We start from the raw sequence: 19590 nt of genomic DNA, 5'->3' as shown, positions 1-19590 counted from the left end.
AGCGGCACCTTTCGTTGGCTGGGTTTGAGCGTCAGTTGAGTTGTGCCATCAGCGCGTCGGCGCCCTTATCAAGGCCGGCGGTGGCGGCCGCGAGCGCGCCGACGCTGGCCTTGATGTCGTAGGCGCCGGGGTATTGCTTGGTGACGTAGGCGCTGATCAGGCGCGAGGTTGCGGCGTCGAAGATCTCGAGCCATAGATGACCGAACCGGTCATCATTCCCTCGCCATCACGCGCGGCCTGCACGCCGTTGTAGACCGCGCCGGCCGTGTCGAAACGCGAAAGCGTGCCGAGCACGGGCGTGTTGGTGACGGCGCCGGTGAGCGTGAGCCTGATCCGAAGCGTGTTCGGCCCGCGCTCACGCACCACGGCGAAGCGGCCTCGCAGCCGATCTGCGAAGCAGTTCTGCATGTAGGCGGCGAGTGTCGCCTTGTCCTTGTCGGAGATGTCGCCGAACTGATGGTCCTTGCCGCGGTAGACCACGACCGGATCGAGCATCACTTTATGATAAGCGCGCCAGTCGACCGGTGTGGAGTAGCGGTAGGGCACGCGGCCGGAGCTATCCGACTTGTCCGGGGCCATGTAGGCCGAGGACGCCATCTCCGAATAGGGCACGGGCGCAACCGAGGCGCAGCCGGCGACGGCCGCGCCAAGCACCAGCGTTCCCAGACCGCGCAGGGCGATCGAGCGATCCATTGCAGAAACTCCTTTGCGGCTCGTCGAAAGGCAAAGGCGACCGCAGCCGCGTGTGGGACCAGACGCGGCTGCGGGGCTCACCATTGCCAACCCAAGGCATCGTCCGGGGCCAATTCAGAAGCCTTGGGCCGCCTCAGTGTTGTTATATATAAAACCGACCAGTTGGTTTGTAAATGCCAAGATGACACCTGGCACATTTGGCCGCAGGCGCAGCTTTGGGCAGCGGCCGGTTGGAATTTGTTAATGATGAATCAGGCGCGTTTGCGCGGGGTTGCGGCCTTTGCCACCGGTGCTGCGCCGGACCTTGCGGCGCGTGCCTTGGCCGGCTGTTCCTTGGCCGGCCGTTCCTTGGCCGGCTGCTCGACGCCGGCCCATTGCCCGTCGTCGAGCAGACGCGCAAACAGGCGATCATGCTCGTCCTTGCTGAGCGGCGACATGCCGAATAGCGAGCTCAAAAGCAGTCCACGGGCCGCAGCCCAGCGCAACAGCGCGAGATCGGGATCGGCGGACTCCGCCTTGATGGCCGCCACTCTCTTCATCTCCCGCTCACGCGGCAACATCATCAGGCCGGGGTTCTCGACCATGGCCGCAACGAGCGCCAGCGCGGCGGAATTCGGCGACGTGGCCGCTTCCCGCACGGTGGCGAGCTGGGTCGCCAAATTGGGATTTGCCGAGGTTGCGCTCACCTTCGCCATATAGCCGGTCGAGAATTCCTCGAAATGCTCCATCTGCCGCTCCAGCAGCGCCTTGAGCACAGCTTCCTTGGTACGGAACTGGTGCATCACGCCGCCCTTGCTGAGACCACTCTCGCGCGCGATGGCATCGAGCGTCAGCCGGCCGGGCCCGTCGCGCGCAATGATCCTGATCGCCGCTTCGAGCGCAGCGTTGCGGGATCGTTCGGAGCGTGTGGCATTGTCCATGGCCGACTTGTCTCCGTGACAAGAACATGAATCAAGTGAAAACAGGACGCGCTGTACATTTTTTGTGCGAACACTGTCGAGACTTTCATCTTGCGGCGCCGAATGAGACTATGTGAGCCTCGATGGTGGATGGGGACTGGGATGGGCCGGCCGTCGCTTCGCGCGCGAGGACGTTGCGAAGCGTTTACGGCTGGTCTCGCTTGAGAAAGATACGACATGTCGAAACGAGTGTTGCTTGGTCTCCTCCTGGCTTGCGGCCTCACGGCCTCGGCGCTGGCGCAAGAGCCGAAAATGGGGGGCACGATCAATGCCGTGATCCAGCCCGAGCCGCCCGGCCTGATGCTTGCGATGATCCAGAACGGTCCGACCCAGATGGTATCGGGCAACATCTTCGAGGGCTTGCTGCGCTACAGCCCCAAGCTCGAGCCGGTTCCGGAGCTCGCCGAGAGCTGGAGCGTCAGCGAGGACGCCAAGACCTACACCTTCAAGCTCAGGAAGGGCGTCACCTGGCATGACGGCAAGCCTTTCACCGCGGCCGATGTGCTGTTCTCGGTCGAGATGCTGAAGCAGACCCATGCGCGTGCCCGCAACAACCTCGCGCAGGTCGACAAGGTCGAGGCGCCCGACGATTATACTGTCGTCTTCACGCTGAAGCAGCCGTTCGGCCCGTTCCTCGGCATCTTCGAGGTCGGCTCGATGCCGATGGTGCCGAAGCATCTCTATGACGGCACCGACTGGAAGACCAATCCCTACAACAACGCGCCGGTCGGCACCGGCCCCTTCATGTTCAAGGAATGGCAGAAGGGCTCGTTCATCCGGCTGGTCAAGAACCCGAACTACTACGAGAAGGGCAAGCCCTATATCGACGAGATCTACTGGCAGATCATCCCCGACGCCGCCGCGCGCTCGGTGGCCTATGAGACCGGCAAGGTCGACGTGCTGCCCGGAGGCTCGGTCGAGAATTTCGACGTGCCGCGGCTGTCCAAGCTGAAGGACACTTGCGTCACCGGCGCGGGCTGGGAGTTCTTCTCGCCGCTGGCCTGGCTGTGGCTGAACAACCGCCAGGGACCGCTCGCCGACAAGCGGGTGCGGCAGGCGATCATGTATGCGATCGACCGCGATTTCGCCAAGGACGTGATCTGGAACGGGCTCGGCAAGGTCGCAACCGGTCCCTCGGCCTCGACCATCAAGTACTACACCGATGACGTGCCGAAATATCCGTACGATCCGGCCAAGGCCAAGGCGCTGTTGAAGGAAGCCGGCTACAAGGGCGAGAAGATCCGCTTGTTGCCGCTCGCCTATGGCGAGACCTGGCAGCGCTGGGGTGAAGCCGTGAAGCAGAATCTCATGGACGTCGGCATGAACATCGAGACCATCGCCACCGACGTTGCCGGCGGCAACCAGAAGATCGGCGACTGGGATTACGATATCGCCTTCACCTATCTCTACCAGTACGGCGATCCCGCACTCGGCGTCGGCCGCAACTACGTCTCAAGCGCCATCGCCAAGGGCCAGGTGTTCAACAATGTCGAGGGCTACTCCAACCCCGAGATCGACAAGCTGTTCGCCGATGGCGCGGTCGCAACGCCTGACTCCAAGCGCAAGGAGATCTACGAGAAGGCGCAGAAGATCCTGGTCGAGGACGTGCCGGTGGCCTGGATGCTCGAGCTGCAATTCCCGACCATCATGCGCTGCAAGGTCAAGAACCTGATCACCACCGGGATCGGGGTCAATGACGGCTTCAAGGACGCATGGCTCGACAAGTGAGCCCTGCCCTCTTCTTCACCTCTCCCCGCGTGCGGGGAGAGGTCGAATGTGCGCATAGCGCACATTCGGGTGAGGGGGAGTCTCCACGAGTCCAACTGCTGATACCCTCGCGGAGAGTCCCCCTCACCCCAACCCTCTCCCCGCACGCGGGGCGAGGCAGCCCACCGTCACCGCGGCTCCAGGTCACGTTACAAGATATGACTCTCTAGATGCTCTCTTTCGTCGCTCAGCGTGTCGTGAAGGGCGTGATCGTCCTGCTCGCGATCGTCGTCCTCAATTTCTTCCTGATCCGGCTTGCGCCCGGCGACCCCGCGGTCGTGATGGCCGGCGAGGCCGGCGCCAGCGACCAGGTCTTCGTCCAGCAGCTGCGGGAAAAGTTCGGCCTCGACAAGCCGCTGCCCGAGCAGCTCTTCATCTACGTCAAGGGCATCGCAACCCTCGACCTCGGCTTCTCCTTCCGCCAGCAGGCGCCGGTGTCGAAGTTGATCCTGGAGCGGCTGCCGGCAACGCTGTTGTTGACGCTGACCGCGTTCGCGATCTCGCTCGCGCTCGGGGTCCTGTTCGGCACTTTCGCCGCCCGCTTCGCCGGAACCTTCCTCGACACCGCCATCACGATCTTTGCGCTGATCTTCTACGCCATGCCGATCTTCTGGGTCGCGCTGATGGGAATCCTGCTGTTCTCGGTCGCGGTCGACTGGCTGCCGAGCTTCGGTTACGAGACGGTCGGCTCCAACCTCACCGGCCTCGCCCATCTCATCGATGTCGCAAAGCACCTGATCATGCCGGCGATGGCGCTCGGCCTGTTCTTCATGGCGACCTATACCCGCATGACGCGCGCCTCGATGCTGGAGGTGAAGCGGCTCGACTTCGTCAAGACCGCGCGCGCCAAGGGCCTTTCCGACGCCGTGATCCAGCGCCGTCACGTGCTGCGCAACGCGCTGCTCCCCGTCGTCACGCTCGCCGGCGTCCATGCCGGCACGCTGATCGGCGGCGCCGTCATCACGGAGACCGTGTTCGCCTGGCCCGGCATCGGGCGTCTGATGTACGACGCGCTGCTGCAGCGTGACTACAATCTGCTGCTCGGCGTGTTCGTGACCTGCTCGGTCATGGTGCTGATCTTCAACCTCATCACCGACCTGGTCTATCGACTGGTCGACCCACGCATCGAATTCGCCGCATGAAACAGTTCTGGAAATCGATGCTGAAGAGCCCGAGCGGCGTCATCGGGCTCGTCATCCTGCTGCTTGCGATCTCGGTTGCGGTGTTCGGGCCGTTGCTGTTCCCGAATTCGCCCTGGCGCATGGTGCAACGGCCGTTCCTGCCGCCGTTCACGCTCGCGACCGTACCGCTGGGCACCGACGCACTTGGCCGCGACGTATTCGCCGGCATGATCTTTGGCGCACGCGTCTCGCTGCTGGTCGGCCTCGTCTCGACGCTGGTCGCACTCGTCGTCGGCGTGCCGATCGGCGCCATGGCCGGCTATTTCGGCGGCAAGGTCGATGACGCGCTGATGCGCTTCACCGAGTTCTTCCAGACCATTCCGAGCTTCGCGCTCGCGATCGTGCTGGTGGCAATCCTGCAGCCGTCGATCTACTCGATCGTGGCCTCGATCGCAGTGGTGAGCTGGCCGCCTGTCGCGCGCCTTGTCCGCGGCGAGGTGCTGTCGCTGCGCACGCGCGAATATGTCCAGGCCGCCGTGGTCACCGGGCAGAGCAACACCTGGATCATCCTGCGCGAGATTCTGCCCAACGCGCTGTCGCCGGTGATCGTGCTGGCCTCGCTGATGGTGGCGACCGCAATCCTGCTGGAATCCTCGCTGTCCTTTCTCGGCCTCGGCGATCCCAATCTGATCTCGTGGGGCTACATGGTCGGCGCCGGCCGCACCGTGATCCGCCAGGCCTGGTGGATCACCGTGTTTCCCGGCGTCGCGATCCTGATCTCCGTGTTGGGACTGAACCTGATTGGCGAAGGCCTCAACGACGCGCTCAATCCGCGCCTGTCGCGGGAAGGACGCTGATGATAACCGCCCCGCCCGCCGTCTCCATCAAGAACTTGCGGATCGCGCTGCCCAAGGGAGCCGAACGCCCCTTCGCCGTCGATGGCGTCTCGCTCGATTTGCGCCCCGGCAAGATCGTCTGCGTCGTCGGCGAATCCGGCTCCGGCAAGTCGATGTGCGCGCATGCGCTGATGGGGCTGCTGCCGGATACGGTGAGCGTCACCTCCGGCGAGATCCAGTTCGAAGGCCGCGACCTGCTCAAGCTCGACGATGACAGGTGGCGCGACCTGCGCGGCCGTCGTCTCGCGATGATCTTTCAGGAGCCGATGACCGCGCTCAATCCTTTGATGCGGATCGGCGATCAGATGGCGGAGATGTTCGAGGCCCACGGTCTGCTCACGCCGAGAGAGCGACGCGCGAAGGCGCTGTCTCTGGCGCGCGAGGTCGGCCTGCCCGACCCCGAGCGCATCGTGCGCGCCTATCCGCACCAGCTCTCCGGCGGCCAGCGCCAGCGCGCCATGATCGCGATGGCGCTCGCGCTCGAGCCGGCCGTGCTGGTCGCCGACGAACCGACCACCGCGCTCGATGTCACGACGCAGGCACAGATCCTGAAACTGATCCGCAATCTCCAGCGCAGCCGCAACATGGCGGTGATGTTCATCACTCATGACTTTGGTGTCGTCGCCGATATCGCCGACCAGGTCGTGGTGCTCCGGCATGGCAAGGTCGTGGAGGAAGGCCCCGCCGCGACCGTCTTCAACGAGCCAAAGCACGATTACACCAAGGCACTGCTCGCCGCCGTGCCGTCGATGCACCCGCCGGCGCGCGCGCCCCTCGACGATCAGGCCCGAGCCGTCGAAGTGATCGGGCTCGACAAGACCTACGTCACCTCGGGCGGCTGGTTTCGCGAAGACCGTCGCGTCGATGCCGCGCGCGCGGTGAACTTCAACATCCTCAAGGGCGAGACGCTCGGCCTCGTTGGCGAATCCGGCTCCGGCAAATCGTCGGTGGCGCGGCTGGTGATGCGGTTGATCGAGGCCGATCGCGGCACGGTGCGGATCGGCGACACCGATCTCACGCAACTCTCAGGCAAGGCGCTGCGCGCCGAACGCCATCGCATCCAGATGATCTTTCAGGATCCGTTCGCTTCGCTCAACCCGCGCCGCAAGATCGGCCACATCATCGCCGACGGCCCGATCGCGGCCGGCGCTGATTCGAAGGCCGCATTCGACCGCGCTCGCGATCTCCTCAAGATGGTCGGCCTGGACGCCGGGGCGCTCGAGCGCTATCCGCATGAATTCTCCGGCGGCCAGCGCCAGCGCATCGGCATTGCGCGCGCGCTCGCGCTCGAACCCGAGATCATCGTCGCCGACGAAGCCGTCTCCGCACTCGACGTCTCGGTGCAGGCGCAGGTGCTGAGGCTGCTCGAAGACCTCAAGGCGCGCCTTGGGCTCTCGATGCTGTTCATCACCCACGATCTCCGCGTCGCCGCCCAGATCTGCGACCGCATAGCGGTGATGCAGCGTGGCGTCATCGTCGAGCTGAAGCCGACCGCGCAGCTCTTCGCCGCGCCCGAGCATCCCTATACGCGCGAGCTGCTCGCGGCGGTGCCGGGGCAGAAGGAGCGCGCGCCGGCAGCGTGACTCGGACGGTATTCGGTTCGGCTCCGGACAATTGGACCGAATCGAACCGAATCCGCAGCGCCGGCGCAGTCACGCGCTTTTTATTCCTCGTGACCGCCCGCGCAGCTTCAAAGCTGGAGACGGCCTCCTACATCGAATTGGAATGATCTCCATCATCTCATGGTGGATTTGCCGATAGATTTGGAGCCGACATGGGCCAGGTTATTCAGTTCGTTTCAAAATCCGAGCGCGAACGCGTTCGCCTCATCCAGGAAGCACGCGCGATCTATGACAGCATCTTCCCGTCGGCTGATCCGGTAAGCGAGCGGCAAGACAAGGCGGCGATCGGCCGCGACGGCGTGAGTAACCTCTCGTGATCAAGATCATCGCAGTGCTCTGCAGTCTCTCGACTCCGGGAAATTGCCACGAGCAGATTGTCACCACGTCTGACCTCGCCGAGATCTCGATGCGGTCCTGCATGATGGGCGCACCGCAGCTTGCCGAATGGATGAACCAGCATCCCGCCGAGCGGCTGGCGGGATGGCGCTGCGTGATGGGTCAACAGGGCGGCAGAGGCACCTAGCGCCGCTCTCAAATGATACTCCCGTTGCTGGGCTTGATCAGGCAACGCGCGGCGCGGAAGGCTGACGCGCGCGGCAGTCAGGCTCTATCGCATCGGCGGATTGGTGTTGCTCCAGGTCGGGGCTGCGTTGGTGACGCCGACCGACGGCCAGTTATATGTTCCGATCGAGGGTGCCGTCACCGTCCCGACAGACTGGCCGGATGTCCCGTAATAGGTCCTCGGCTGCGCCGCAGTCGCTCCGGGGCCGCTATAGGTCGGTGCCATCACGCCGGTGGCATAATGTCGGCTCGACCTGTGCTTCTTCGCTTCAGCCGCGAACGGCGCGGCAAGCAGTCCGGTCGTGATGAGTGCGGCTATGACGAGCCTGGTCGTTGTCATGACTGATCCCTTCATTCGCTCCGCGCCTGCTGCGCCATATGTTCATTCATCAAAGAATTCCCATAGGCCCCCGTTCATAACTCCGTGTGCGCGGAAACGTGCCGTAGCGCCATGACGCCGCACAATCAGCGCCGCCTGGGCCGGCACGCCGAGCGACCATGGCTGCCTTCGGATGGACCCGAATCAGCATTAGTGCATTGGCTTCAGCAGTCTCCCGAATGCGAGCAGCATGACCGGCCCCGAATTGAAGCAACTCCGCGCCGACCTTTCCGACGCCATAGAGCGCGAGCTCACCGCGGTCGACATGGCGAAACTGTGTGCCTTGCCGGAGAAGGGCGGTGCCGACACGATCCGGCGTTGGGAGGTGAGCGGGCCGACGCTGGCCGCGACCAAGGTGCTGCGCGTGCTCGCGATGGCAAGCGAGCGCTATCCGATCCTGGAGAAGTTCGACATCTTCGATCGCCACGACGTGCGCGTGGAGGACCGACCAGCGAAGCGCGCGGCCTTCCGCGCGCAGATGCGCGACGAGGTGCTGCGGCGTCTTGGTTAACAAGAAGCGCGTACAAGTTACCGAGAGGCTCCCGGATTAAGCCTTCCTTCAGCACTTCTTAAGCCGGCATTAAGCACGAAAATCATTTGTAGCCCAATAACTTAGGTTGGCTGTCGTTGTGCCATGCATGTGACAGCATTTTCGTCAAAAGCCAGCTATCTGCAAAACCAACGACGGCGCGGACAGAGCGCGCCTGCCGGGGACCTTAGTGTTGGAGTTAGGACTATGAAGAAGATTCTGTTTGCGACCGTTGCGCTGCTCGCATTGGGCGCGGCTGCGCCGGCCATCGGTGCCGATCTCGGCGCCCGCCCCTATTACAACAAGGCGCCGGCCTATGCCGCGCCGATCTACAACTGGACCGGCTTCTATATCGGCGCGCATCTCGGCGGCGCGTTCTCGAGCGACAACAATTTCAACGGCCTCTCGACCGGCAACAACGGCAACGGCCGTTTCCTCGGTGGTCTGCAGGCTGGTGCAGACTGGCAGTTCAACCCGAGCTGGGTGATCGGTGCTGAAGCTCAGTATTCCTGGCTCTCCGGCAATGTCGGCGCGGTGTTCCCGGGCGGCGTGGCCTACACCAACGACCAGCGCGGCCTCGGCTCGATCACCGGCCGCGTCGGCTACACCTGGGGCCCGGGCCTGCTCTACGTGAAGGGCGGCTACGCCTATTCGGACAACAACGAGAAGGTGACGATCGGCGGCGTGCCGACCGGCTTCATCATCGCCGGCGATCACCGCAACGGCTACACCGTCGGCGCCGGCCTCGAGTACATGTTCGCGCCGAACTGGTCGGCCAAGGCCGAGTACCAGTATTACAATTTCGGCGACGCGCACTTCACCGCGGGTCCGCTGGTCGGCACCGGCAATTTCACCACCGACGACCACACCTTCAAGGCCGGCCTCAACTACCGCTTCAACTGGGCGAGCCCGATGGTCGCGCGCTACTGATCGCGCCTTCAAAAGATCCCTTCGCTATCGAGGGCCGGCATCGCTGCCGGCCCTTCCTTTTTCGCTCTGCGGAACTTGCCAAGCAATTGTGCAACTTGCGATTTTTTAACCCGCGCCGAGGATACTCCGCAGCGAAAATAAGAGATCACGGGCGTGGGGGAATTTTCGATGGCGATCCGTCTGAGCTTGGGCCGATTGAAGCCGCGTTTCAAAATGCCGAAATGGGGCCTGCGCGGCAGCCTGTTTGCGGCCTTTGCCGTGATCGCGGGCATGGGCCTCGTGATCGCCGCCGGCGCCGGCTTCGTGTTCAACCATCTCGGCACCACCATGATGGATCTGAGCGGTCGCGACATCCCGCGCCTGTCCGCGAGCCTGCAGCTCTCCTCGCAGAGCGCGACGCTGGCAGCGCAAGGACCGGGCCTGCTCGCATCTCCAAGTGATGATGCGCTGAACGAGCGCACCAAGAACGTGGAGGACATCCAGCACCTCGCGATGGCCAAGCTCGGCGAGATCATCGAGCTCGGCGCCGACAAGCAGGTCGCCAGCGCGCTCGGCGAAACCGTCAAGAGCATCGATGAAGCCACCAAGAGCCTGGTGTCGGCGGCGAAGGAGCGTCTCGACACGATTGCGCTGCATAACAAGCAATATGAGGCGCTGCGCAAGGCGCAGCTCGCCTTCGTCGGCGCAGCCAACCCCGCAATGCTGGATACCCAGACACGGCTGAGCGCAATCCTGGCATCGACAAACGTGTCGGCAGACGACGCCATGGAGGCCGTCCGCTCCGTCGGTCAGATCAGCACGGTGCTTGCCAACGGAAATCTGATGGCCGCTGACATGATGGCCGCCTTGTCCGCCAACTCCAGCGATACGCTGGAGACGATCGAACACGAATTCAAGGCGGTCCGCGACCGCGTCAAGTGGAACCTGGAGGACCTGCCCGACACTCCCGCAACCACTGCGGTGAAGGTCGCAATGCAGAAATTGCAGACGTTCGGCGAGGGCAAGACCGGCGTGTTCAAGATTCGCCAGAAGGAGCTCGACGCCATCGACTACGGCCAGACCATCCTGGACGAGACCCGCAAGCTCAATGTCGGTCTCGGCATCAGCGTGCAGCAGCTCGTCGACGGCGTGCAGAAGGAGACCAATGCGTCGACCTTCCAGGCGCGCCAGGAGATCTCGCTCGCCACCACCGCAATGCTGGCCCTGGGCGGGCTCACCCTGATCGGCTCGGCGCTGTTCGTCTGGCTCTATGTCGGCCGCAACATCCTGCGCCGCATCCGTGAGCTTCAGCGCGCCATGCAGCTGCTCTCGGCCGGCGACCTCGACACCGAGATCGTCCGCTCCCGTCAGAACGACGAGATCGGCGCGATGAAGGAAACGCTGACGGTGTTCCGCGACAGCATGATCGAAGCCCGGGCGCTTGCGAGCGAGCAGGACAAGGATCGTGTCGTCAAGGCCGAGCGTGCCGCGCATATGGAGGCAAAGATCGCGGAGTTCGAGGGCGCGGTGCGCACCGCGCTCGACAATCTCGCGCAATCGGCCAATTCGATGCAGTCGACTGCGCAGAGCATGTCCAACACCGCGGATCAGTCCAGCGCGCTGGTGAACGCGGTCGCCTCCGCGGCGGAGGAGACCTCGGTCAACGTGCAGACCGTATCGTCAGGAACCGAGCAGCTGTCGTCCTCGATCGAGGAGATCAGCAAGCAGGTCGTGACCTCGGCCGCGATCGCCAAGAAGGCGGTTGACGAGGCCGGCGCCACCGACGCCACGGTGCAGAGCCTTGCCGACAGCGCAAGCCGCATCAGCGTCGTGGTCGACCTGATCCAGACGATTGCGTCGCAGACCAATCTGCTCGCGCTCAACGCCACCATCGAGGCGGCGCGCGCGGGCGAGGCAGGCCGCGGCTTTGCAGTGGTTGCCTCCGAAGTGAAGAGCCTCGCCAGCCAGACCGCGAAGGCGACGGAGGAGATCCGCACCCAGATCGCCAGCATGCAGCAGGTCACGACCTCCGCCGTCGGCGCCATCCAGGGCATCGGCCGGATCATCGGCGAGATCGACAACGTCACCACGACGATCGCGGCTGCGGTCGAGGAACAGGGCGCTGCGACCCGCGAGATCGCCCGCAACATCCAGCATGCAGCCGGCGGCACCAGCGAGGTCTCCAGCAACATCGTCGGTGTCTCCACGGCTTCAGCCGAGGCCGGCGCCGCGGCGACCGAGGTGCTGAATGCATCGGACGCCCTCCGCCGCGAAGCCGACATGCTGCGCGGAGAGATCGACGCGTTCCTCAACAACATGCGGGCGGCGTAAGGACGCCGTCCCTTAGCCCGGATCGAGCCCGTAATCCGGGCTACGGAAAACTGCGCGGAATGACCGCCATGCGGGCGGGCCGCGGGTTCTTTTTCGGCTGGCGCCCCGCCCGCGCTGGGTTTAAGCGGATAGCATGAACGCAAAAACCGACACCGTGCCGTCCTCCGCCGAGGCCCTGCGCTATCCCTGGGAACAGCATCCCGGCCCCGAAGAGGTCGTGGAAGTCAGGCCCGGCGTGTTGTGGGCGCGGCTGAAGCTGCCGTTCCGCCTCAACCACGTGAACATCTATCTGCTCGCCGACGGCGACGGCTATGCGATGGTCGATGCCGGCTTCGGCAACGAGGAGACGATCGAGGCCTGGACAAGACTGTTCGAAGGGCCGCTGAAGGGCGTCCACATCACCCGCCTCATCGTCACCCACTCGCACCCCGATCATGTCGGCCTTGCCGGGTGGATCGTCGAGCGGTTCAACTGTCCGCTGGTGATGTCGCAGGTCGAATATCTGCAATCGGTCTATCACCAGAACCGCGGCACCGAAGAGCGGCGCGAAGCGCAGCGGCTGTTCTTCCGCCGCCACGGCATGGACGAGTCGCTCACCGAAAAGCTGCTCGGCCGCGGCCAGGACTATCTCAAGCGCGTTTCGGTGCTGCCGCCTTCCTACCGCCGCATCTCGCATGGCGACGAGGTCGTGATCGGCTCGCGCCGCTTCAAGGTGATCACCGGCGGCGGGCATGCGCTCGACCAGGTGATGCTGTATTGCGCCGACGACAAGCTGTTCCTCTCCGCCGACCAGGTGCTGAGCAAGATCTCCCCGAACGTCAGCGTGTGGGCGGTCGAGCCCGACCAGAATTCGCTCGGCGAATATCTGGCGTCGCTTGCGAGCCTCACCACCACCCTGCCTTATGATCTGCTGGTGCTGCCCGGCCACGGCGTGCCGTTCTACGGACTGAAGACCCGCATCAAGCAGCTCGCCGACCACCACGAGGAGCGCTGCCGCCTGATCGCGGAAGCCTGCCACGAGGTGCCGCAAACCTCGCGCGCCCTGGTGCCTGTGGTGTTCAACAAGCACGTGCTGGACGAGCACCAGATGGGCTTTGCCGCCGGCGAGCTCGTCGCCCACGTCAACTACATGATTGTCGAGGGCCGGCTGACCGCCGAGACCAGGGACGGCGTGCTCCAGTTCAGGACGACGTGAGCGGCGTCACAGCCTCGCCCCACTTGCGGGGAGAGGCCGACGCGCGAATGCGCGGCGGGTGAGGGGGACTCTCCGCGAGTCCAATTCTCACCGTCCCCGTGCAGGCTCCCCCTCACCCCAACCCTCTCCCCGCAAGCGGGGCGAGGGAGCAGACGGATGCTGCAGAGCAGCATCAAAGGTCGCGCGGACTTGATCGGGATCAAGCTTCAAATCGCACGATAGGGCATTTTGCCCAAATGCCCGTCACGCCCAAATGTGGGATAGCGCATAGACACTAGAGTTGGAAAAGCTCTAAGTAGATGCGCCCTTTTGGTCAGTTCCGTCTCAGGTTGCACCGATGGATTACGCCGAGTTCTTCAGTTCCGCCCTCGATCGCCTCCACACCGAGCGGCGCTACCGCGTGTTCGCCGACCTCGAGCGTATCGCCGGCCGGTTCCCGCATGCGCTCTGGCACTCGCCCAAGGGCAAGCGCGACGTCGTGATCTGGTGCTCCAACGATTACCTCGGCATGGGCCAGCACCCGAAGGTGGTCGGCGCCATGGTCGAGACCGCAACCCGCGTCGGCACCGGTGCAGGCGGCACCCGCAACATCGCCGGCACGCATCATCCACTGGTGCAGCTCGAGGCCGAGCTCGCCGACCTCCACGGCAAGGAAGCCGCACTGCTGTTCACCTCGGGCTACGTCTCGAACCAGACCGGCATCGCCACCATCGCAAAGCTCATTCCGAACTGCCTGATCCTGTCGGACGAGCTCAACCACAATTCGATGATCGAGGGCATCCGGCAGTCCGGCTGCGAGCGGCAAGTGTTCCGCCACAACGATCTCGCCGACCTTGAAGCGCTCCTGAAGGCTGCCGGTCCGAACCAGCCGAAGCTGATCGCCTGCGAGAGCCTCTATTCGATGGACGGCGACGTCGCCCCGCTCGCAAAGATCTGCGACCTCGCCGAGAAGTACGCCGCGATGACCTATGTCGACGAGGTTCACGCCGTCGGCATGTACGGCCCGCGCGGCGGCGGCATTGCCGAGCGTGACGGCGTCATGCATCGCATCGACATCCTGGAAGGCACGCTGGCCAAGGCGTTCGGCTGCCTCGGCGGCTATATCGCGGCCAACGGCCAGATCATCGATGCGGTGCGCTCCTATGCCCCGGGCTTCATCTTCACCACCGCGCTGCCGCCGGCGATCTGCTCGGCCGCGACCGCCGCGATCAAGCATCTGAAGACTTCGAGCTGGGAGCGCGAGCGCCACCAGGATCGCGCCGCCCGCGTCAAGGCGATCCTCAATGCCGCCGGCCTGCCGGTGATGTCGAACGACACCCATATCGTGCCGCTGTTCATCGGCGATGCCGAGAAGTGCAAGCGGGCCTCGGATATGCTGCTCGAGGATCACGGCATCTACATCCAGCCGATCAACTATCCGACCGTCGCCAAGGGCACCGAGCGCCTGCGCATCACGCCCTCGCCCTATCATGACGACGGCCTGATCGATCAGCTCGCCGAAGCGCTGTTGCAGGTGTGGGACCGCCTGGATCTGCCGCTGCGCGAGAAGTCGATGGCGGCGGAGTAGGCTCGCTCCCCTTTGCCTCTCCCCGCTTGCGGGGAGAGGCCGGATCGCATCGCCAGATGCGATCCGGGTGAGGGGGAGTCTCCGCGAGTCCAACTCTGACCGTCCCCGCGGAGAGCCCCCCTCACCCCACCCTCTCCCCGCAAGCGGGGCGAGGGAGCGCAAGCAGCTCACCCCGCGACTTAACGACAACCTCAGTTCCCGCCGCCACCCGGCATTTCGCTGTCGCCTCTGGCTGCCCAACGCGCTAGATTTGCAGGGAAAATGAGAGCGGGCGCGGCCAGCGCCCTAGGAAGATCGGGCGCTACCGCGCCATGGGAGAAGCACGCTCGCCATGCTGCACGACTGGGGCGTGATCGCTGCCGCCTTCGGCTACATCGGCTTCCTGTTCCTGGTGGCGAGCCATGGCGACCGCCGCTCGCCGGCCGGCCGCGGCCGCGCGTCCGGGCTGATCTACCCGCTGTCGCTGGCGATCTACTGCACGTCCTGGACCTTCTTCGGCTCGGTCGGCTTTGCCACCCGCACCTCGACCGACTTCCTCGCGATCTATGTCGGCCCGATCCTGATGATCGGTCTCGGCGCCGGCGTGCTCCGCCGCGTGATCCAGCTTGCGAAGGCGCACAACATCACCTCGATTGCCGACTTCATCGGCGCGCGCTACGGCAAGAGCCAGGCGGTGGCGGCCACCGTGGCGCTGATCGCGATCATCGGCTCGGTGCCCTACATCGCCCTCCAGCTCAAGGCGGTCGCCTCCTCGCTCGAAGTCATCCTGAGCGAGGACCAGGCGTTCTCCCACATCCCGATCCTCGGCGACATGGCGCTGATGGTGACGCTGGCGATGGCAGCCTTCGCGGTGCTGTTCGGCACCCGGCAGACCGACGCCACCGAGCATCAGCACGGCCTGATGCTGGCGGTCGCGACCGAATCCATCATCAAGCTGGTCGCCTTCCTTGCCGCCGGCATCTTCGTCACTTTCTGGATGTTCTCGCCGCACGAATTGATCGAGCGCGCGATGAAGACGCCGGAGGCGGTGCGCGCCATCGACTATTCGCCGTCGATCGGCAACTTTCTCACGATGACATTGCTGTCGCTGTGCGCGATCATGCTGCTGCCGCGCCAGTTCCATGTCAGCGTGGTGGAGAATTCCTCGGATGCCGAGGTCAGCCGCGCCCGCTGGCTGTTCCCGCTCTATCTCGCCGCCATCAATGTGTTCGTGATCCCGATCGCGCTCGCCGGCCTCGTCACCTTCCCGTTCGGCGCAGTCGACCCTGATATGTACGTGCTGGCATTGCCGATGGAGGGCGGCGCGGGACTGCTCAGCGTCGCCGTCTTCGTCGGCGGCCTGTCGGCGGCGACCGCGATGGTGATCGTCGAATGCGTTGCGCTCTCCATCATGGTCTCCAACGATCTCGTGGTGCCGCTGGTGCTCAAGAGACGGCCCGACGGCCGTGCCGGCGCCACCGATTTCGGCGACTTCCTGCTGCGCTCACGGCGGCTTGCGATTTTCGCCATCATGGTGATGGCCTATTTCTACTACCGCGCGCTCGGCAACACCCAGCTCGCGGCGATCGGCCTGCTGTCCTTTGCCGCCATCGCACAACTCGCGCCCGCCTTCTTCGGCGGCCTGTTGTGGCGGCGCGCCACCGCGCGCGGCGCCATCGGCGGCATGATGGTCGGCTTCGCCCTATGGCTCTACACGCTGTTCGTACCGAGCTTCATGGATTCCTCGACCGCGGGCATTATGCTGCTCCAGCACGGCCCGTTCGGCATCGAGGCGCTGCGGCCGCAGGCGCTGTTCGGCGCCGACCTGCCGCCGCTGATGCATGGCGTGGTCTGGTCGCTCTCGCTCAACATCCTCACCTACGTGCTGCTGTCGCTGGCGCGGCAACCCTCGTCCATCGAGCTGGTGCAGGCCGACCTGTTCGTGCCCAACACGCTCGCGCCCATCGCCCCGAATTTCCGCCGCTGGCGCACCACCATCACGGTGCAGGACATCCAGACCACGGTCGCGCAATATCTCGGGCCCGATCGTGCCCGGCAATCGTTCGAGGCGTTCTCGGCACGGCGCAACATGCGGCTGGAATCCGGAGCACCAGCCGATTTCGAGCTGCTGCAACACGCCGAGCACCTGATCGCTTCCTCGATCGGGGCTGCATCCTCGCGCCTCGTGATGTCGCTGCTGCTGCGCAAGCGCACGGTCTCCGCGAAAGCCGCGCTGAAGCTGCTCGACGATTCCCATGCGGCACTGCATTTCAACCGCGAGATCCTGCAGACCGCGCTCAACCATGTGCGCCAGGGCATTGCGGTGTTCGACGCCGACTTGCAGCTGATCTGCTCCAACCGGCAGTTCGGCGATCTGCTCAACGTGCCGCCACATTTCATCCAGTTCGGCACGCCGCTCCGCGAGATCCTGGAGTTCATGGGCGTGAGCGACCCCGCCAATGAGGCTGACCGCGAGGCGATGATCGAGCAGCGGCTCGTGGCCTACACCACCGACAGCGAGCCCTATCTCGAACGCCTGCCGGAACGCCACATGGTGATCGAGGTGCTCACCAACCGCATGCCCGGCGGCGGCTTCGTCATCACCTTCACCGACGTCACGCCGACCTTCGAGGCGGCCGAAGCGCTGGAGCGCGCCAACGCGACGCTGGAGAAGCGCGTGCGCGACCGCACCGAGGAGCTGACGCGGCTGAACTCCGAGCTCGCGCTCGCCAAGAGCAGCGCGGAGGACGCCAGCATCTCCAAGACGCGCTTCCTCGCGGCCGCCAGCCACGACATTCTCCAGCCGCTGAACGCAGCCCGGCTCTATGTCACGAGCCTGGTCGAGCGCCAGCACAGTGGCGAGGAGACGCGGCTGGTCGAGAACATCGACGAATCGCTGCAAGCCATCGAGGAAATCCTCGGCGCGCTGCTCGATATCTCCAGGCTCGATGCCGGCGCGATGACGACCTCGATCTCGAGCTTCAAGATGGCCGATCTGATGCGCTCGCTGGAGATCGAGTTCGCACCGATCGCCCGCGCCAAGGGCCTCGATCTCACCTTCGTGCCCTGCTCGCTCCCGGTCGAGTCGGACCGGCTGCTGCTGCGGCGGCTGTTGCAGAACCTGATCTCGAACGCGATCAAGTACACTCCGCGAGGGCGCGTGCTGGTCGGTTGCCGCCGCCACGGCCCCTCGCTCAAGATCTGCGTCTACGACACCGGCGTCGGCATCCCCACGGTCAAGCGCGGCGAGATCTTCAAGGAATTCCACCGTCTCGAGCAAGGCGCGCGGATCGCGCGCGGGCTGGGGCTGGGTCTCTCGATCGTCGAGCGGCTGGCGCGCGTGCTCAACCACGGCATCGCCATCGATGCCAATACGAGCGGCGGCTCCTTGTTCTCCGTGACGGTGCCGACGGCGAAGGCCGTGACGCTCACCGCGGCGGTGACCAGCGCAACGCCGCTGGCGCGCACGCCAATCGCAGGCGCGCTGATCGTCTGCATCGAGAACGACGCCGCGATCCTCGACGGCATGCGGACTCTGTTGAAGGCTTGGGGCGCGGAGGTGATCGCGGTCGCCGATCCCGAAGGCGCGATCGCCGCGATCGAAGCGGCCGGCCGGCGCGTCACCGGCCTGCTCGTCGACTATCACCTCGACCGCGGCAATGGCGTCGCCGCGATCCGCGACATCCGCCGCCGGTTCGGCGACACCATCCCCGCGATCCTGATCACCGCCGATCGCAGCCCTGCCGTGCAGATGGCCGCACGCGACGAGAAGATCGCCGTGCTGAACAAGCCGGTGAAGCCGGCCTCGCTGCGTGCCTTGCTCGGGCAATGGCGGACGCAGCAGATGGTGGCCGCGGAGTAAAATCCGGGGTCAGCAGTCGGTCGATCCGCTGAGCCCGCGCGACGTCTCGAGCTCAAGCTGGGATTGGTGTCGAATGAGCGCTCAGGCACCACCGTCGGCATCGATGACGGCCTTGGCAAAGGCTTGCGGTGCTTCCTGCGGCAAATTGTGACCGATGCCGCCGGTGATCAGGCGATAATCGTAGCGGCCGGAGAATCTCTTGGCGTAAGCGCTGGGATCGGGGTGCGGCGCGCCGTTGGCTTCGCCCTCCATCGTGATCGTCGGCACGTTGATAACAGGAGTTGCCGCAAGCTTCTTTTCGATCTCCTCGTACTTCGCCTCGCCCTTGGCGAGGCCGAGCCGCCAGCGGTAATTGTGGATCGTGATCGCGACGTGATCCTTGTTCTCGAAGGCCTTCGCACTGCGATCGAAGATGGCGTCGTCGAATTTCCACTGCGGCGAGGCCAGCTTCCAGATCAGCTTTGCGAAATCATGCGTGTGCTTCTCGTAGCCGGCGCGGCCGCGCTCGGTCGCGAAATAGAACTGATACCACCATTGCAGCTCGGCCGCAGGCGGCAGCGGCGCGTTGCCGGCAGCCTGGCTCGAGATCAGATAACCGCTGACCGAGACCAGCGCGCGACAGCGCTCCGGCCACAGCGCCGCAATGATATCGGCGGTGCGCGCGCCCCAGTCGAAGCCGGCAACGACCGCCTTCTTGATGTCGAGCGCATCCATCAATGCGATGATGTCGACGGCGAGCGCGGCCGGCTCGCCGTTGCGCAGCGTCTGGGCGGAGAGAAAATGCGTCGAGCCATAGCCGCGCAAATAGGGGATGATGACGCGATAGCCGGCCTGCGCCAGGATCGGCGCGACATCGACGAAGCTGTGAATGTCGTAAGGCCAGCCGTGGAGCAGGATCGCCACCGGGCCGGTCGCGGGACCGGCTTCGGCGTAGCCGACATTGAGGACGCCGGAATTGATCTGCTTGATCGTGCCGAAAGATGCGCCGGTTGCGGACGATGGCGGCGTCTCGGTTTCGGCGCGTGCAAGGTCGATCACACCGAGGCCGATAGCAACGGTCCCGGCGGCGACGCCGAGGAACTGGCGGCGATGCTGGTCGATAATCTGTGTCATGATCTCTTGCCTCGTTGATGGTGTCCGAATCGTCAGATCAGGTCGACGACGACGTCGGTGTCCGGGCCGTGTGGAGCGGTTTTTCCGTTTGGCTCTTGAGCGTCTCC

Annotated in this window: 15 protein-coding genes and 1 pseudogene; 12 read left to right on the top strand and 4 right to left on the bottom strand. The window is 64.7% G+C overall.

From position 1 onward, the window contains the following. Positions 1-31 precede the first annotated feature (31 nt). Positions 32-693, bottom strand: a pseudogene (locus ABIC09_RS21790) (DUF3313 domain-containing protein). Positions 694-944: 251 nt separating this feature from the next. Next, on the bottom strand, positions 945-1613 hold the full coding sequence (locus ABIC09_RS21785; RefSeq protein WP_354110501.1) for a TetR/AcrR family transcriptional regulator: 669 nt from the start codon (positions 1611-1613) through the stop codon (positions 945-947). A gap of 216 nt (positions 1614-1829) precedes the next feature. Between ABIC09_RS21785 and ABIC09_RS21780 the strand changes: the two genes are divergently transcribed. The 6 genes from ABIC09_RS21780 (at position 1830) to ABIC09_RS21755 (ending at position 7581) form a co-directional block, all read left to right on the top strand. After that, positions 1830-3380, top strand: a complete 1551-nt coding sequence (locus ABIC09_RS21780; RefSeq protein WP_354110500.1) for an ABC transporter substrate-binding protein — start codon at positions 1830-1832, stop codon at positions 3378-3380. Between the two features lie 209 nt (positions 3381-3589). Continuing rightward, positions 3590-4561: an ABC transporter permease gene (locus ABIC09_RS21775; RefSeq protein ID WP_354110499.1), complete on the top strand. Its 972-nt coding sequence runs from the start codon at positions 3590-3592 to the stop codon at positions 4559-4561. Continuing rightward, positions 4558-5397, top strand: a complete 840-nt coding sequence (locus tag ABIC09_RS21770) for an ABC transporter permease (RefSeq protein WP_354084182.1) — start codon at positions 4558-4560, stop codon at positions 5395-5397. The genes ABIC09_RS21775 and ABIC09_RS21770 overlap by 4 nt, the downstream gene beginning before the upstream one ends. Before the next feature lie 2 nt (positions 5398-5399). Beyond that, a complete protein-coding gene (locus tag ABIC09_RS21765; protein ID WP_354031677.1) occupies positions 5400-7019 on the top strand; it encodes an ABC transporter ATP-binding protein in 1620 nt (539 codons plus the stop codon). A 191-nt stretch (positions 7020-7210) separates the two neighbouring features. Continuing rightward, positions 7211-7375 carry a hypothetical protein gene (locus ABIC09_RS21760; RefSeq protein WP_354084183.1) on the top strand — a complete coding sequence of 55 codons (165 nt, stop codon included), beginning with the start codon at positions 7211-7213 and terminating at the stop codon, positions 7373-7375. Next, positions 7372-7581 carry a hypothetical protein gene (locus ABIC09_RS21755; protein WP_148754375.1) on the top strand — a complete coding sequence of 70 codons (210 nt, stop codon included), beginning with the start codon at positions 7372-7374 and terminating at the stop codon, positions 7579-7581. The genes ABIC09_RS21760 and ABIC09_RS21755 overlap by 4 nt, the downstream gene beginning before the upstream one ends. Before the next feature lie 84 nt (positions 7582-7665). On the opposite strand, the gene ABIC09_RS21750 is transcribed toward ABIC09_RS21755, so the two are convergent. After that, a complete protein-coding gene (locus tag ABIC09_RS21750) occupies positions 7666-7959 on the bottom strand; it encodes a hypothetical protein (RefSeq protein WP_354110498.1) in 294 nt (97 codons plus the stop codon). 229 nt (positions 7960-8188) lie between these two features. Here ABIC09_RS21750 and ABIC09_RS21745 point away from each other — a divergent pair, with 229 nt between their 5' ends. From ABIC09_RS21745 to ABIC09_RS21720, 6 genes are all read left to right on the top strand, one after another. Continuing rightward, positions 8189-8509 (top strand): hypothetical protein, encoded by a 321-nt coding sequence (locus ABIC09_RS21745; RefSeq protein WP_148754377.1) that lies wholly within the window; start codon positions 8189-8191, stop codon positions 8507-8509. A gap of 225 nt (positions 8510-8734) precedes the next feature. Continuing rightward, positions 8735-9457 (top strand): outer membrane protein, encoded by a 723-nt coding sequence (locus ABIC09_RS21740; protein WP_354110497.1) that lies wholly within the window; start codon positions 8735-8737, stop codon positions 9455-9457. A 168-nt stretch (positions 9458-9625) separates the two neighbouring features. After that, positions 9626-11767, top strand: coding sequence for a methyl-accepting chemotaxis protein (locus ABIC09_RS21735; protein WP_354110496.1), 2142 nt, complete (start codon positions 9626-9628; stop codon positions 11765-11767). A gap of 133 nt (positions 11768-11900) precedes the next feature. Then, the gene (locus tag ABIC09_RS21730; protein WP_354110495.1) at positions 11901-12962 is read left to right on the top strand and encodes an MBL fold metallo-hydrolase; all 1062 of its coding nucleotides are present in this window, start codon (positions 11901-11903) and stop codon (positions 12960-12962) included. A 337-nt stretch (positions 12963-13299) separates the two neighbouring features. Continuing rightward, entirely contained in the window at positions 13300-14529 is a 1230-nt protein-coding gene (gene hemA, locus ABIC09_RS21725; RefSeq protein ID WP_354110494.1) for a 5-aminolevulinate synthase, read from the top strand. 331 nt (positions 14530-14860) lie between these two features. Continuing rightward, entirely contained in the window at positions 14861-18370 is a 3510-nt protein-coding gene (locus ABIC09_RS21720) for a PAS domain-containing hybrid sensor histidine kinase/response regulator (protein ID WP_354110493.1), read from the top strand. A gap of 81 nt (positions 18371-18451) precedes the next feature. On the opposite strand, the gene ABIC09_RS21715 is transcribed toward ABIC09_RS21720, so the two are convergent. Then, the gene (locus ABIC09_RS21715; protein WP_354110492.1) at positions 18452-19483 is read right to left on the bottom strand and encodes an alpha/beta fold hydrolase; all 1032 of its coding nucleotides are present in this window, start codon (positions 19481-19483) and stop codon (positions 18452-18454) included. Positions 19484-19590 lie beyond the last annotated feature (107 nt).

It is taken from the genome of Bradyrhizobium sp. S3.12.5, assembly GCF_040548225.1.
Taxonomy (GTDB): domain Bacteria; phylum Pseudomonadota; class Alphaproteobacteria; order Rhizobiales; family Xanthobacteraceae; genus Bradyrhizobium; species Bradyrhizobium cytisi.
The sequence above is the reverse complement of the archived record's forward strand: the minus strand, read 5'-3'. Positions and strand labels throughout refer to the sequence as shown.